Consider the following 14,707-nt stretch of genomic DNA (forward strand, 5'->3'; position numbering starts at 1 on the left):
AACTAGCTCTAATTTTTAAATAAATTGTTAAAATTATTAAAATTTTAAAAGTTTATAAAATAAAGCATTTATATTTAAAAAACAATAAAAGACAAAAAATTAAAAAATTAAAAACCAGAAAACAACCATTATTTAGTATAAAACCCCAAAATCATTGTAAAAAAACAATACTCGTCCCACTAGACAGGTTTTATTTTTTTCTGCAAAATCCAACCATCTTTGCGAAAGCAAATCCCCCTTTTAATTTGAGTTGGAGAATATTATGAAAAAACTGTCGGGTGCAGAAATGGTTGTCCAATCCTTAAGGGACGAAGGCGTTGAGTACGTTTTCGGCTACCCAGGCGGATCGGTACTAGATATTTACGATGCCATTCACACTTTAGGTGGCATTAAGCACGTTTTAGTTCGTCACGAGCAAGGGGCGGTTCATATGGCGGATGGCTATGCTCGAGCCACGGGTAAAGTGGGGTGCGTGCTGGTCACTTCAGGCCCTGGGGCAACCAATGCGATTACGGGTATTGCCACCGCTTATACGGATTCTATTCCGTTAGTGGTATTTTCGGGGCAAGTGCCGTCTGGATTGATTGGTTCAGATGCCTTCCAAGAATGCGATATGGTCGGCATCTCTCGTCCTGTGGTCAAACATAGCTTTTTGGTGAAACGGGCAGAAGATATTCCTGAAATCATCAAAAAAGCGTTCTATATTGCCTCGACTGGTCGCCCAGGCCCTGTAGTCATTGATTTACCGAAAGATGTGGTCAATCCAGCCAATAAATATAGCTATGAATATCCGAAAGAGATCGCTATGCGGTCTTACAACCCAACTGTGCAAGGGCATAAAGGACAGATCAAAAAAGCCTTAAAAGCGATTTTGGTGGCAAAACAGCCTGTGCTTTATGTCGGCGGCGGCGTGGTGTTAGGCGAAGCAAGCGAACAAGTGACCGAATTTGCACACAAATTGAACTTGCCTGTTACTAGCTCGTTAATGGGGTTGGGAGCATTTCCAAGCACCGACAAGCAATTCTTGGGAATGCTGGGCATGCACGGCACTTACGAAGCCAATACGGCAATGCATGAAAGCGATTTAATCTTGGGCATCGGTGTGCGTTTTGATGATCGAACGACTAACAATTTAGCTAAATATTGCCCGAATGCCAAAGTGATCCACGTTGATATTGATCCCACGTCGATTTCCAAAACCGTCCCTGCATACATTCCAATCGTCGGTTCAGCGAGCAATGTGTTAGACGAATTTTTATCGCTACTGGAAGAAGAAAACCTTGCAAAAAATCAGTCGGATCTGACCGCTTGGTGGGCACAAATTGCCCAATGGAAAGCCCGCAACTGCTTGAGTTTTGAGAAAGGCGACATGCTCAAGCCGCAAGAAGTGATCCAAGCCGTTTACCGCATCACCAACGGCGAAGCCTATGTTGCCTCCGATGTTGGTCAGCACCAAATGTTTGCTGCATTGCACTACCCGTTTGACAAACCACGCCGTTGGATCAACTCTGGTGGACTCGGCACAATGGGGTTCGGTTTGCCTGCGGCGATCGGAGTAAAATTCGCTTACCCTGATGCCACGGTTGTTTGTGTGACGGGTGATGGCAGTATTCAGATGAATATCCAAGAGCTTTCTACTGCCAAACAGTACGACACGCCAGTGGTGATCATAAATCTGAACAACCGTTTCTTAGGCATGGTAAAGCAGTGGCAAGACATCATCTACCAAGGTCGCCACTCGCACTCTTATATGGACTCCTTGCCAGATTTCGTCAAACTGGCGGAAGCCTACGGGCATGTCGGCATTCGCATTACCGAACCTGCGGAATTGGAAGAAAAATTGCAACAAGCCTTTGCCATCAAAGACCGCTTAGTATTTGTGGAAGTGCTAGTTGATGAAACTGAACATGTTTACCCAATGCAAATTCGGGGTGAATCAATGAAAGATATGATGTTAAGCAAAACGGAGCGTACAGATGCGTAGAACTTTATCCGTCTTATTAGAAAATGAATCGGGAGCCTTATCCCGTGTGGTTGGGCTTTTCTCGCAACGTGGCTTCAACATCGAAAGCCTGACCGTTGCTCCAACGGAAGATCCAAGCCTTTCCCGAATGACGATTGTTGCTCAAGGTGATGAAAAAGTGCTAGAACAGATCGAAAAGCAGTTACACAAATTGATTGATGTGTTCAAAGTCACCAATCTCAGCCATTGTGAACATGTTGAGCGGGAAGTGTTACTGATCAAAGCTAAAGCCGTCGGGGCGGCACGTGATGAATTGAAACGAATGGCGGATATTTTCCGTGGGCAAATCGTGGACATCACCCCAAAACAGTACACCATTCAGCTTTCTGGCACGAGCGAAAAACTCAACGCCTTTATCGAAGCGGTGCAAGCAGAAACGACGATAATCGAAATTGTGCGATCAGGTGTGATCAGCCTTTCTCGTGGTGAAAAAAACTGCTTGTAATTCACCTAAAAATAAAGCTGAGTTTAACTCAGCTTTATTTTTTATTCGGCAAAAATCTAAAAAGCTTTCAAGTTTGAATTTGCCATCTGCTCTCAAAAGTGAGGCTCATTTATTCAAAGACGGAGTGCTATATTGAATCTTTCATTCCAGTTGCTCATCGGATTCCGTATCCGTATGGCATTTTTCGGCAATTTTCTGACCATTTGTTTCAGCGTAGTCGTTATGCTATTCAAAGTTTGTAAAATAAAGTAATAAATGGAAATTTATTTAAACTAGAAAATAATTAGCATTTCTAGGGAGTCGATAACTTATTGCAAAATTTGTCAAGAAAGTGACCGCTTGTTATCTATTTATTTGAGTTAGATCGCATTTTTTTCACGTTGGTTTTGTTAAAATATTGCCAGTTTAATTTCTTAGCGAGGCTATATGAGTGAAATTGCATTAACAGTTAGCCTATTATCCTTAGTTGCAGTATTAGGGCTTTGGATTGGGCATATTAAAGTTCGAGGCGTCAGTCTCGGTATTGGTGGGGTCTTATTTGGGGGAATCATTGTTTCTCATTTTATGACCGAATTCGGGGTAAAACTCGACCCCCACACACTCCATTTTATCCAAGAGTTTGGGCTTATTTTATTCGTTTATACCATCGGTATTCAGGTCGGTCCTGGTTTCTTCGCCTCTCTTCGTCAATCGGGCTTAAAACTGAATGCTTTTGCCCTGATGATTGTCGGTTTAAGTGGCATTTTAGTTCTCTTATTAAATAAACTTTTCAACGTCCCCCTTCCTGTCATTCTAGGCATTTTCTCTGGTGCAGTAACCAACACTCCTTCACTTGGTGCAGGGCAACAAATTCTGTCTGAACTTGGTAGCGATACGGCTGTAATGGGAATGGGATATGCCATTGCCTACCCATTCGGTATTGTGGGTATTCTGCTTACAATGTGGTTAATTCGAATCATCTTCAAAATTAATGTGGATCACGAAGCTGACCAATTTGACCGAACACAAAATAGTAAAAAAGAAGGACTCAGCACGTTAAATATACGTGTCACTAATCCTAATCTGAACGGATTACTGCTCAAAGAGCTACCTGATTTTGAGTTACACGATGTCGTTTACTCTCGTTTAAAACGTGGTGAAGAACTTTTTGTGCCTAAAGTCGATACCCAGATTCAACTGAATGATGTGCTACATCTCGTTGGAGATAAAGCCACTCTCACGAAAATGAAAATGATCATCGGTGAAGAAGTCAATGTTTCAATTAGTACAAAAGGAACCATTTATCGCAGTGAACGTGCTGTCGTGACCAATGAAAAAGTCTTTGGCAAAAAAATTCGTCAATTAATGCTAAAAGGCAAATATGATGTAGTGATTTCCCGTCTAAACCGTGCGGGCGTAGAGCTTGTTCCAACAGGAGAGATGTCGCTCCAATTCGGTGACGTATTGAACCTTGTTGGTCGCCAAGAAGACATCAAACAAGTTATGGACATAATCGGTAATGCCCAGCAAAAACTACAACAAGTTCAAATGTTGCCTATCTTTATCGGGATTGGATTAGGGGTATTACTTGGTTCAATTCCAATTTATATCCCAGGGTTCCCTGTGGCATTAAAATTGGGCTTAGCGGGCGGTCCACTTGTTGTGGCGTTGATTTTGGCAAGAATCGGTAGCTTTGGTAAACTCTATTGGTTTATGCCTCCAAGTGCGAACCTTGCACTAAGAGAAATCGGTATTGTACTTTTCCTTGCTGTGGTGGGTTGGAAAGCTGGTGGCAATTTCTTAAATACGCTACTGAGCAATGACGGTTTAGCGTGGATCTGTTACGGGGCATTAATTACTTTTGTTCCACTTATCGTCACAGGTCTTGTAGCTCGTATTTACGGTAAACTGAATTATTTAACACTTTGCGGTCTACTCGCCGGTTCAATGACGGATCCACCTGCTCTAGCATTTGCAAATGCAATCAAAGAAGGCAATGGTGCTTCTGCCCTCTCTTATGCAACGGTATATCCACTAGTGATGTTCTGTCGAATTATCCTACCGCAACTTCTCGCCATCTTACTGTGGACGGTAAGTTAGTATTTCTCTAAAACACAAGCGGTCAGATTTGCAAAATATTTTGCCGATCTGACCGCTTGTTGTTTCAATGCATTCTACTTTTTCTTCACTGGTCGCTGCCAGTTTTTGATATGACGTTGTGGCACACGGGTGATAACCAATTCATTTTCCGCAACATCTTTGGTCACCGTTGAGCCCGCCCCAATGGTTGAGCCGTCAGCTATGGTAACAGGAGCAACCAGCTGGCTGTCGGAGCCGACAAATACATCATTGCCGATCACGGTTTTGAACTTGTTTGCACCGTCGTAATTACAGGTAATCACCCCCGCCCCGATGTTGCATTTTTCGCCAACTTCCGCATCACCCACGTAAGAAAGGTGGTTTACTTTTGACCCCTTAGCAATTTGGGCATTTTTGATTTCCACAAAGTTACCGACATGGGTTTCCGCTGCCAATTCTGTACCTGGACGTAATCGAGAGAACGGCCCGATTTTTGCCGCCTCACCAATCACGGTATCTTCAATCACGGAATATGGTTTGATTTCAACATCATCCGCGATCACACAATTTTTCAGCACCGAACCTGCCCCGATTTTCACGCGATCACCTAACTTCACGTCGCCTTCTAGCACCACATTCACATCAATTTCAACATCTTTGCCGTGTGAAACGGTACCACGCAAGTCAAAACGGCTCGGATCGATGAGCGTTACGCCTGCCAACAGCAATTTTTCTGCCTGTTTACGTTGGAAATAACGCTCTAACGCCGCCAGTTGCAAGCGGTTGTTCGCCCCTTCCACTTCCATTAAATCTGTAGCTTGGATGGCTTGTACATTAAAACCATCACGATTTGCCATCGCAATCACATCGGTAATGTAGTATTCACCTTGGGCATTGTTGTTATCAAGCTGTGCCAGCCATTTTTTGAAACTTGCCCCGCTTGCCACCATGACGCCCGTGTTGATTTCTTGAATTTTGAGCTGCTCAGGGTTGGCATCTTTTTGTTCGACAATGCCGACGACCGAACCATTTTCACGAATGATGCGACCATAACCCGTTGGGTTGTCCAGTACCACCGTCAATAATCCAATACCGCCTTCGGTTTTTGCCTCAATCAATTTTTCCAAGGTTTCTTTGGTGATCAAAGGAGCATCGCCGTAAAGCATCACAATGTTTTCATCGTCCGCAAAAAATGGGGCGGCTTGTTGCATTGCGTGCCCTGTACCAAGTTGATCTGCTTGCAGTACCCAATTGACAGGCTCGTCTTTCAAACGGCTTTGCAGTAACTCACCACCGTGCCCGTAAATTAAATGGATATTTTCTGCCTTAAGTTGTTTTGCAGTGTCGATAACGTGTTTTACCATCGGCTTGCCTGCAATGTTATGCAACACTTTCGGCAAATCCGAATACATTCGAGTGCCTTTGCCTGCAGCTAAAATCACGACGCTAAGTTTGTTCATTGTAAGTCCTTCTAAATCGAAAAAATTGTGGCTATTCTACCGAAACATCGCTCTGTCGAAAACAAACAAGCGGTCAGATCCTAGAAAAGTTTTGCAATTTGCAAAAAATACTAAGGATCTGACCGCTTGTTATGGCTTATCCATTATTCCGCTTTAATGCGTGGCTGGTTTTCGTCAAATTCCATCAGTGGTTGATGTTCACTAGCAAGGAAAGTGTAGATCACTGGCAACACGAACAGAGTGAAGATGGTGCCGATTGCCAAGCCTGCCACAATCACTACACCAATACTAAACCGCATCACTGCCCCTGCCCCTGTGGCGTAAAGCAATGGAATTAAACCTGCGATCATTGCCGCTGTCGTCATTAAAATCGGACGTAAACGGATTTTCGCCGCATAGAAAATCGCTTCGGTGCGGTTTTTACCGTGGTGTAGTTGCTCTTCTTTTGCGACTTCACACATCAAAATACCGTGTTTGGTGATTAAACCGACCAAGGTAATTAACCCCACCTGCGAGTAAATGTTCAGTGTTGATCCTGAAATTTTGAAAATGCCAAGAATATTCAGCACCAACAATGCACCACTAATCGCAAGCGGTACAGAAACCAAAATCACCATTGGATCACGCCACGACTCGAACTGAATCGCAAGGACTAAGTAGATCATAATCACCGCCAACACGAAGGTGATTGCCAACGCATTCCCTTCTTGTTTGTACTGACGGGCTTCGCTCATAAAGTCATATTGGTAGCCTGACGGCAGTACTTCTTTGGCTTTGGCTTCTGCCCACGCAACGGTATCGCCCATTGAACCAGAAATAACGCCACTTAATGTTGCCGAATTAAGCTGATTCATTCGAGCGAGTTTGGCTGGTTGGGTTTGTAGTTCCATTTTCACGAAGGTGTTTAGTGGAATCGTCCGCCCATTACTTGTCGTCACAAAATAGTTGCCAAGATCTTGTGGATTTAAACGATTTTTACGCTCTACCTGTGAAATAATGTTGTATGGGCGGCTATCAATATCCACTCGAGCTAATGTCGCCGCTGATAAATAGCTCCCTAATGTACTACTGATTTCCCGTGCTGTTACACCATAAACCCCCATTTTGTCACGGTCTAACTGGATTCTCATTACTGCCGTATCGAATTTTAAATCGAGTTGCGTAAAGAAAAATAAACCTGATTTCTGTGCTTCAAGTAAGAACTGTTGGGCAACCTCGGCAAGCTCACGGTAATTTTCGGCAGTTGTGATCACAAAAGAGAAAGGTAAACCACTTTCACCCGTTGAAATTTCTGGGAAAGCAAAAGCCTGTACAGACATCTCTGCAACTTGGTTACCAATATTACTCACTTCTGCCATGACTTCTTTCTGTGAACGCGTTCTCTCGCTCCAATCAACTAATGGAATTAACGCAAAAGCACCACTGCTTGACGGAAGCCCTGGCATAATTTGAGTCGCACTGACCTCAGGTAATTTTTGAGTTTCTAATGCAAAAGGCGTCATTACTTCTTGCACATAGTCTAAATTGGTATTCGACGGAGCAGTTCCCATTGCTACAACAATACCGCGGTCTTCAGACGGAGCAAGTTCTGTTGGTAACGATTTAAATAAGAACGGGACGGACACGAAAATCGCCAGAGCGAATAGCAACATTGATTTTCGCATTGTGATCACGAACGCCAACATATTGGCATAGCAAGAAGTCATTTTGGCTAAGAAGCCTTCAACATAATGCTCCAAGCGGCTTGGCTTTTCCGATTTTTTCAAAATACGGCTCGACATCATCGGCGATAAGGTCAATGCGGCAATCCCTGAAATAAAGACCGCACCCGCAAGGGTAAGGGCGAACTCTTTAAATAGCGTGCCCGTAATCCCACTCATTAATGCCATTGGTGAATATACCGCGACTAAGGTAATTGTCATTGAAATAACCGGCACGGCAATTTCACGGGTGCCGATAATCGCTGCACGGAATGGCGTTTCACCTTCTTTAATATGACGATCAACGTTTTCAAGCACCACAATCGCATCATCCACCACCAAACCAATGGCTAAAATCAAGCCAAGTAGCGTCAGTAAGTTCAAACTAAAACCGAAACCTTGCAGTACCATAATCACACCGATCAAGGAAATCGGAATGGTGACCACAGGAATGATCATCGCACGGAATGAGCCAAGGAACATCGTGATGACCACCAAAACGATCACCGTTGCCTCAAAAATGGTTTTCACCACTTCATTGATCGAGCTGTTAATCGCAATAGTTTTGTCGTACATAATTTCCGACTCGATGGTGCTTGGGAGATCCGAGTTGATCTTCTCTAACGCAGGGTAAAGATTTTTGGCCACTGTCAATGAGTTTGCAGTACTTGCCGCTTCAATGGCTAATACTACCGCCTCCGAGCCGTTTACGATCGCACGGAAGTTGTCACTACTTTTATCCAGCTCCACTTTGGCGACGTCTTTTAATTTGATTTGCTGACCGCTTTGTGTGGTTAACACCACTAAATTTTCAAGCTGTTCGACACTCCTTGTGGTCGACTCCACTTTGTTGCCGTACACCGTGTAGTAGCCATTGGTGTTCCCCGCAGCAGTTTGCACGTTATTGGCGGAAAGTGAGCCGATCACTTGGGGAGCCGATAAGCCAAGCCCTGCCATTTTGTCGGGATCAAGCCAAATTCGTAAACCAAAGCTCGCACCACCGAATACGTTGATTTTCGACACGCCACTCACCGTGAATAACTGTGGTTTCACCACCCGTTCCACATAGTCAGTGATTTGTGGTGAAGAAAGCGCTTTCGAAGCAAAACGGACAAACAAGATCGCATCTAACGAGCCGGACGAAGCAGAAATACTTGGGTCTTCGATCTCTGAAGGAAGCTGTGAACGTACCGCATTGACTTTAGATGAGACATCAGCAACGGCAATGCCTGGGTTCGTATTTAGCCTCATTTTAACCGTGATCGTACTGCTATTCGGAGCACTAGAAGAGGTGATGTAGTCGATATTATCCGCTTGAGCAATGGACTCTTCCAATTTTGACGTGACGAATGCCTGAATGGTTTCCGCATCGGCTCCTGGGTACACCGTTGAAACCGTCACCACAGTATTGACCATTTCAGGATATTCACGCACCTGTAATTTGAAAATCGCTTGGAAGCCTAAAATCACAATCACGATACTCAGGCTGATTGCAAGCACGGGGCGTTTAATAAAAATATCAGTAAATTTCATAACTTTCCCCAATTACAAGCGGGTAGCTTTTGCAGGTTGTGTGGTGCCTGCACCCACTTTATCTGAAACTAATACCAAGGCATTGTTGCGTAAACGTTGGAAACCGCCAGTGACAATTGTATCGCCGACATTGATACCTGAACCGAGTTGAGCATAAATTCCACGGCGGTCAAGGGTTTTCACTTCCACCTGTTTCACACGGAAAAGTTTAGATACATCTTTACCTATACCCTCAAATTTGGCTTTTTCTTCATCTGATAACGGCACCAAAATATAAGCACTTTCGCCATACATCGTATAAGTCACTGCAATTTGTGGCACCACAATTTGGTTACGTTCCGTTGGCAATAAAATGCGTAGACGGGCAAACATGCCTGAATAGAGTTTATCTCTGCCTTCAACAGTCGCTTCTAAATCCACCAAGCCTGTCGTTTTATTCACGGCAGGATCGATTGCAGTGATTTTTGCCTCAAAGGTTTCGCCTAATACGGCATCTGCGGTTACCGTCACTTTTTGCCCAACGGCAATACGCTCTAAATCCGTTTGTGGCAAGGTGAAGCTCACTTTCATCTGGCTACGATCTTCCACACGCACCATTTCGGTTCCAATGTTGATGTACTGACCGACATTGATCTTCACGATACCCGCTTCACCATCAAAAGGAGCATAAATTTGGCGGCGTTTTAAGCCCGCTTTGGCTGATTCAATATTTGCTACCAACTGATTATAGGCAGACTGAGCATTATCAAATTCCGCTTTAGAAGCACTATTTGATTTCACTAACTGGCGGAAACGCTCGTAATTTGCTTGTACATTCGGTAGCTGAGCTTCCATAGCTCGCAATGATGCCATTTCCACACTACTATCTAATTCAACTAGCAGTTGGCCTTTTTTCACCATATCGCCCGATTTCACTAGAATGCGGCTGACCGTTCCACTCATTTGTGAGCTCAACATTGCTCCTTGGTTTGGACGGATATAGCCTACCGCTTCAATTGCTGGCGTCCACTCTTTTGCTTCCACTTTTGCCACCGTAACCAAGTTTTCTTTTTCAGGCATATTTTTGGCAAATTCCGCTTTTTTGTGCGACACAAACATATTGAAGCCCACTACGCCAGCAAACACTAAGGCGACCAAGATCAAAATGAGCCCAAAGCCAAATTTCTTAGCAGAAGAAGGCTTTTTCATTTCAGTTGTCATATTTTCTCCATTTAATACAAATTAAATCGTCATTGCTTTCCAAGTCCGCTGAATGATTTGATCAATCTCCTCATCGGAATAGGTTTTATCTAACATCGCTTGCAGCTGAATTACTTCCCACGCGACTTTTATCGTCATCACAAACATTAAATGTGCATCTAAATTTGCAATAATACCTTGAGTCTGACCTGCTTTTATAAAGCGGCTCCAGACCAGATCGTCACGAGCCATACAACTTTGCATCAGCTCTCGATAGCCTGGTAACGATTGATATTGATACCAATTCGACAGCACATTCGGGTTCTCTCGCATGAACTCAAAGGAAAACCGCCAAAATATCTGATACTGTTCGAACAAATCTCGTCTCGGATCATAGAGTTCTTGAATATATTGCTGATAACTTTCAAACAGATACACCACCAATTTATTCAACAAGTCATCTTTATCTTTAAAATACAAATAAATCGTTCCCACCGACACGCCTGCTTCTTTAGCAATTTTGTGGGTTGAAATGTTGTGCATTCCTACCTTTGCCATCAGCTCGTCTGCGGCTTTTAAAATACGCAACGCCACTTCATTTTGTGGCGTAGTCATTGCATTCATCATCAATTTCCTTTACTGAACGTTCGTTCATTGGAGCGACATTTTACCGATTTTTTCCATTTAAGCAAAAAGTAAAGGTTCAAATTTTGTAAATTTGCAACATTTTTCTCGGAAGTGACCGCTTGTAAAAAGAAATTCTGCCCGCTGATGGGGACAAAATAAGATTTGATAGAAACATTTTACCCTTTATTTTACGCAATCGTTTGCGTTATAATTTCGCCCCGTTTTTACAGTCTTAACAAGAAGGAAAAATCAATGGCTGATCGCCCAATTCAACAAGCGTTATTAAGTGTGTCGGACAAAACTGGCATTGTCGAGTTTGCCCAAGGTTTAGTGCAGCGTGGCGTGAAATTATTGTCCACTGGCGGCACCGCCAAATTACTGGCCGACCGTGGCTTGCCCGTTACGGAAGTATCGGACTATACCGGCTTCCCTGAAATGATGGACGGACGGGTCAAAACGTTGCACCCGAAAGTACACGGCGGGATCTTAGGGCGTCGTGGCACTGATGATGCAGTGATGAGCAAACACGGCATTGAACGCATTGATATGGTGGTGGTCAATCTCTATCCGTTTGCTGCAACAGTCGCCAAACCAGATTGCAGTCTTGAAGATGCCGTGGAAAATATCGACATCGGCGGGCCAACAATGGTGCGTTCTGCAGCAAAAAACCATAAAGATGTGGCGATTGTGGTCAATAATAACGATTTCAATGCAATTTTGGCCGAAATGGATCAGCATCAAAATTCCTTAACGTTGGCAACGCGTTTCGATCTCGCCATCAAAGCCTTTGAACATACCGCTCAATACGATTCAATGATTGCCAACTACTTCGGACAGCTTGTGCCTGCTTATCAAGGGGCTGATGAAGAAGATTTAACCCAACCTTGCGGGCAATTCCCTCGCACCTTAAATCTCAATTTCACCCGCAAACAGACGATGCGTTATGGTGAAAACAGCCACCAAAATGCGGCGTTCTATGTAGAAAATGAACTCAGCGAAGCAAGTGTCGCAACAGCAAAACAGTTACAAGGCAAAGCGTTATCCTACAATAATATTGCCGATACTGATGCTGCCCTTGAATGTGTGAAAGAGTTCCAAGAGCCTGCGTGTGTGATAGTAAAACACGCCAACCCTTGCGGTGTGGCGTTAGGTGAAAATATTTTGGAGGCCTACAACCGTGCTTACCAAACCGACCCCACTTCAGCTTTCGGTGGCATTATTGCATTTAACCGAGAGCTCGACGGCGAAACGGCTCAAACCATTGCCGAGCGTCAATTTGTGGAAGTCATCATCGCCCCGACCATTTCCGAAGCCGCAAAACAAGCCCTTGCTAAGAAGAAAAACGTGCGGGTGTTGGAATGTGGCGAATTTAGCTGGTTACCACCGCATCGTTTAGATTACAAACGAGTCAATGGCGGCTTACTCGTGCAAGATGCCGACCAAGAACCAATTGGGGTGGAAGATTTAGAATTTGTTAGCGAACGTAAGCCAACTAAAGAAGAAATGGAAGATTTGTTATTCTGCTGGAAAGTGGCGAAATACGTGAAATCGAATGCGATTGTCTATGCGAAAAACAAACAGACGATTGGCATCGGGGCGGGGCAAATGAGCCGTGTTTATTCCGCCAAAATCGCAGGTATCAAAGCCGAAGATGAAGGCTTGCAAGTCGCGGGTTGCGTGATGGCATCTGACGCGTTCTTCCCATTCCGTGATGGCATTGATGCCGCCGCGAAAGTAGGCATTACTTGTGTGATCCACCCAGGTGGCTCAATGCGTGACCAAGAAGTGATCGATGCCGCTAACGAACACGGCATGGCGATGGTATTGACGGGAATGCGTCACTTCCGTCATTAATTAATTTTCAGATATAAAAAAAATGGTAGGCTTTTGGCCTACCATTTTTTACTTACAAGCGGTCAGTTCATGCAAAAGTTTTGCAAATCGGAGGAAAAACTGACCCTATACTTGTAACTGGTCATGAAAGACTATTTTTTCATCATTTCGCCTTTCATTTCAGGTTTCGCCATCATGTCATCTGATTTCATCATCTCATGCGAGTGCATCATTTTATCGTCTGATTTCATCATATTGTCATTTTTCATCATCTCACCTTTTTTCATTGTGTGATCTGAATGCATTTTAGCGTCACCCATTTTTTTGTCGGCAGTCATCATCTTGTCTGATTTCATGTCCGACATTTTCATCTCCTCTTTGACACACTTACCGTCTTTCATTTCCATACACGGTTTCATACCATCCATTGCCATTTTATGGTCGTCTGCTTGTACTGATGCACTCATTGCAAATACACCAAGTAACGCAACAAACATTGATTTTTTCATTTTTAAGCTCCTTCGTTTTTATTTTTTCTTTTAGTCCAACTTATACTGTTGGTAATCTGAATTGCCTCATTGGCTTTGCATTTGTCTAGGCAACTTTTGCTTTCTTACAAAGAATTTGAAATTTTTTTAAAATTTTTCGATTTGTGAACTACTTCACAGTCTTGCTTGCAAAAATTCGTTATAGTAACTTCGTTTTTTCCATATAAAACAAGGAATTATTATGAAATTAAAAGCACTTTCTCTCACACTCTCTACACTTCTATTAGGTTCCGTGTTAGCTACTTCAGCAAATGCGGCTGGACGTTTAGTGGTTTATTGCAGTGCCACAAACCTTTTCTGTGAACAAGAAACAAAAGCCTTTAGCGAAAAATATGACGTTAAAGTGTCTTTTATTCGTAACGGTTCTGGCAGTACGCTGGCGAAAGTTGAAGCGGAAAAAAATAATCCGCAAGCGGATGTATGGTATGGCGGCACACTCGATCCGCAATCGCAAGCGGGTGAAATGGGCTTGCTTCAGCCTTATCAATCACCAAATTTGACACAAATTATCGAGAAATTCCGTGATCCTGCCAAAATAAAAGGCAATTACAGCTCTGTCGTTTATATGGGGATTTTAGGCTATGGTGTGAATCTTGATCGGTTGAAAAAACTTGGTATTGAAAAAGTGCCTTCCTCTTGGGAAGACTTACTTGACCCACGCCTTGCTGGCGAAATTCAAATTGCAGACCCACAAAGTTCTGGTACCGCTTATACGGCCATCGCCACCTTTGTACAACTTTGGGGTGAAGACAAAGCGTTTGAATACTTCAAAAAACTACACAAAAATGTGTCCCAATATACCAAATCGGGCATTACGCCTTCCCGTAATACCGCTCGTGGGGAAACGGCAATCGGTATCGGCTTCTTACACGATTATTCGGTTGAAAAGAAAAATGGGGCAAATATTGAGATGATCGTACCAAGCGAAGGCACAGGGTATGAACTGGGAGGTGTGAGTATTTTAAAAGGGGCGAGAAATTTGGATAACGCGAAATTATTCGTTGATTGGGCCTTATCAAAAGAAGCACAAGAACTCTCTTGGCAAAAAGCAGAATCTTTCCAAGTATTGACCAATACCACTGCACAGCCATCGCCTTATTCACAAGATCCAACCAAGTTGAACCTTATCAACTACGATTTTGAAAAATATGGCTCAAGTGATGAACGTAAACGTTTAATTGAAAAATGGGTCAGTGAAGTAAAATTAGCGAATTAATCGTGAATATTAGGGCAGTGTTAAACTGCCCTCATTTGCAAAATTTTTATATAATCTGACCGCTTGTATTCTGGTAAATATGTAC

At 43.4% G+C, this 14,707-nt stretch carries 10 protein-coding genes; 5 read left to right on the forward strand and 5 right to left on the reverse strand.

The window, feature by feature from the left end; all coding sequences use genetic code 11:
- The first annotated feature begins 262 nt into the window (after window positions 1-262).
- The 3 genes from A4G17_RS08595 to A4G17_RS08605 all read left to right on the forward strand — a co-directional run bounded on the left by A4G17_RS08595 (window position 263) and on the right by A4G17_RS08605 (window position 4,547).
- Window positions 263-1,984: an acetolactate synthase 3 large subunit gene (locus A4G17_RS08595; RefSeq protein ID WP_123955996.1), complete on the forward strand. Its 1,722-nt coding sequence runs from the start codon at window positions 263-265 to the stop codon at window positions 1,982-1,984.
- Window positions 1,977-2,468, forward strand: coding sequence for an acetolactate synthase small subunit (gene ilvN / locus A4G17_RS08600; protein WP_123955995.1), 492 nt, complete (start codon window positions 1,977-1,979; stop codon window positions 2,466-2,468). The genes A4G17_RS08595 and ilvN overlap by 8 nt, the downstream gene beginning before the upstream one ends.
- Window positions 2,469-2,894: 426 nt before the next feature.
- Window positions 2,895-4,547 (forward strand): putative transporter, encoded by a 1,653-nt coding sequence (locus tag A4G17_RS08605; RefSeq protein WP_123955994.1) that lies wholly within the window; start codon window positions 2,895-2,897, stop codon window positions 4,545-4,547.
- Between the two features lie 74 nt (window positions 4,548-4,621).
- Here A4G17_RS08605 and glmU read toward each other — a convergent pair whose 3' ends face one another.
- From glmU to A4G17_RS08625, 4 genes are all read right to left on the reverse strand, one after another.
- Entirely contained in the window at window positions 4,622-5,986 is a 1,365-nt protein-coding gene (glmU, locus tag A4G17_RS08610) for a bifunctional UDP-N-acetylglucosamine diphosphorylase/glucosamine-1-phosphate N-acetyltransferase GlmU (protein ID WP_123955993.1), read from the reverse strand.
- 143 nt (window positions 5,987-6,129) lie between these two features.
- Window positions 6,130-9,219, reverse strand: coding sequence for an efflux RND transporter permease subunit (locus tag A4G17_RS08615; protein ID WP_123955992.1), 3,090 nt, complete (start codon window positions 9,217-9,219; stop codon window positions 6,130-6,132).
- A 12-nt stretch (window positions 9,220-9,231) separates the two neighbouring features.
- Window positions 9,232-10,419, reverse strand: a complete 1,188-nt coding sequence (locus tag A4G17_RS08620; RefSeq protein ID WP_123955991.1) for an efflux RND transporter periplasmic adaptor subunit — start codon at window positions 10,417-10,419, stop codon at window positions 9,232-9,234.
- Window positions 10,420-10,440: 21 nt separating this feature from the next.
- Window positions 10,441-11,025: a TetR/AcrR family transcriptional regulator gene (locus A4G17_RS08625; protein ID WP_236941003.1), complete on the reverse strand. Its 585-nt coding sequence runs from the start codon at window positions 11,023-11,025 to the stop codon at window positions 10,441-10,443.
- A gap of 252 nt (window positions 11,026-11,277) precedes the next feature.
- On the opposite strand from A4G17_RS08625, the gene purH reads away from it, so the two are divergent.
- Complete coding sequence (gene purH, locus A4G17_RS08630) at window positions 11,278-12,879, forward strand: bifunctional phosphoribosylaminoimidazolecarboxamide formyltransferase/IMP cyclohydrolase (RefSeq protein ID WP_123955990.1); 1,602 nt, start codon at window positions 11,278-11,280, stop codon at window positions 12,877-12,879.
- Between the two features lie 131 nt (window positions 12,880-13,010).
- Here the strand turns inward: purH and A4G17_RS08635 are convergent, their stop codons facing one another.
- The gene (locus A4G17_RS08635; RefSeq protein ID WP_123955989.1) at window positions 13,011-13,367 is read right to left on the reverse strand and encodes a hypothetical protein; all 357 of its coding nucleotides are present in this window, start codon (window positions 13,365-13,367) and stop codon (window positions 13,011-13,013) included.
- 220 nt (window positions 13,368-13,587) lie between these two features.
- On the opposite strand from A4G17_RS08635, the gene A4G17_RS08640 reads away from it, so the two are divergent.
- On the forward strand, window positions 13,588-14,622 hold the full coding sequence (locus A4G17_RS08640; protein WP_123955988.1) for an ABC transporter substrate-binding protein: 1,035 nt from the start codon (window positions 13,588-13,590) through the stop codon (window positions 14,620-14,622).
- Window positions 14,623-14,707 lie beyond the last annotated feature (85 nt).

Source organism: Frederiksenia canicola (genome assembly GCF_011455495.1).
Classification (GTDB): Bacteria; Pseudomonadota; Gammaproteobacteria; order Enterobacterales; family Pasteurellaceae; genus Frederiksenia; species Frederiksenia canicola.

What these genes read in the sequence shown, in the direction of transcription:
- A4G17_RS08615 (WP_123955992.1), bottom strand. Translation starts at nt 9,219, where the DNA reads ATGAAATTTACTGATATTTTTATTAAACGCCCCGTGCTTGCAATCAGC.
- A4G17_RS08640 (WP_123955988.1), top strand. Translation starts at nt 13,588, where the DNA reads ATGAAATTAAAAGCACTTTCTCTCACACTCTCTACACTTCTATTAGGT.
- A4G17_RS08595 (WP_123955996.1), top strand. Translation starts at nt 263, where the DNA reads ATGAAAAAACTGTCGGGTGCAGAAATGGTTGTCCAATCCTTAAGGGAC.
- A4G17_RS08625 (WP_236941003.1), bottom strand. Translation starts at nt 11,025, where the DNA reads ATGATGAATGCAATGACTACGCCACAAAATGAAGTGGCGTTGCGTATT.
- A4G17_RS08635 (WP_123955989.1), bottom strand. Translation starts at nt 13,367, where the DNA reads ATGAAAAAATCAATGTTTGTTGCGTTACTTGGTGTATTTGCAATGAGT.
- purH (WP_123955990.1), top strand. Translation starts at nt 11,278, where the DNA reads ATGGCTGATCGCCCAATTCAACAAGCGTTATTAAGTGTGTCGGACAAA.
- A4G17_RS08620 (WP_123955991.1), bottom strand. Translation starts at nt 10,419, where the DNA reads ATGACAACTGAAATGAAAAAGCCTTCTTCTGCTAAGAAATTTGGCTTT.
- ilvN (WP_123955995.1), top strand. Translation starts at nt 1,977, where the DNA reads ATGCGTAGAACTTTATCCGTCTTATTAGAAAATGAATCGGGAGCCTTA.
- A4G17_RS08605 (WP_123955994.1), top strand. Translation starts at nt 2,895, where the DNA reads ATGAGTGAAATTGCATTAACAGTTAGCCTATTATCCTTAGTTGCAGTA.
- glmU (WP_123955993.1), bottom strand. Translation starts at nt 5,986, where the DNA reads ATGAACAAACTTAGCGTCGTGATTTTAGCTGCAGGCAAAGGCACTCGA.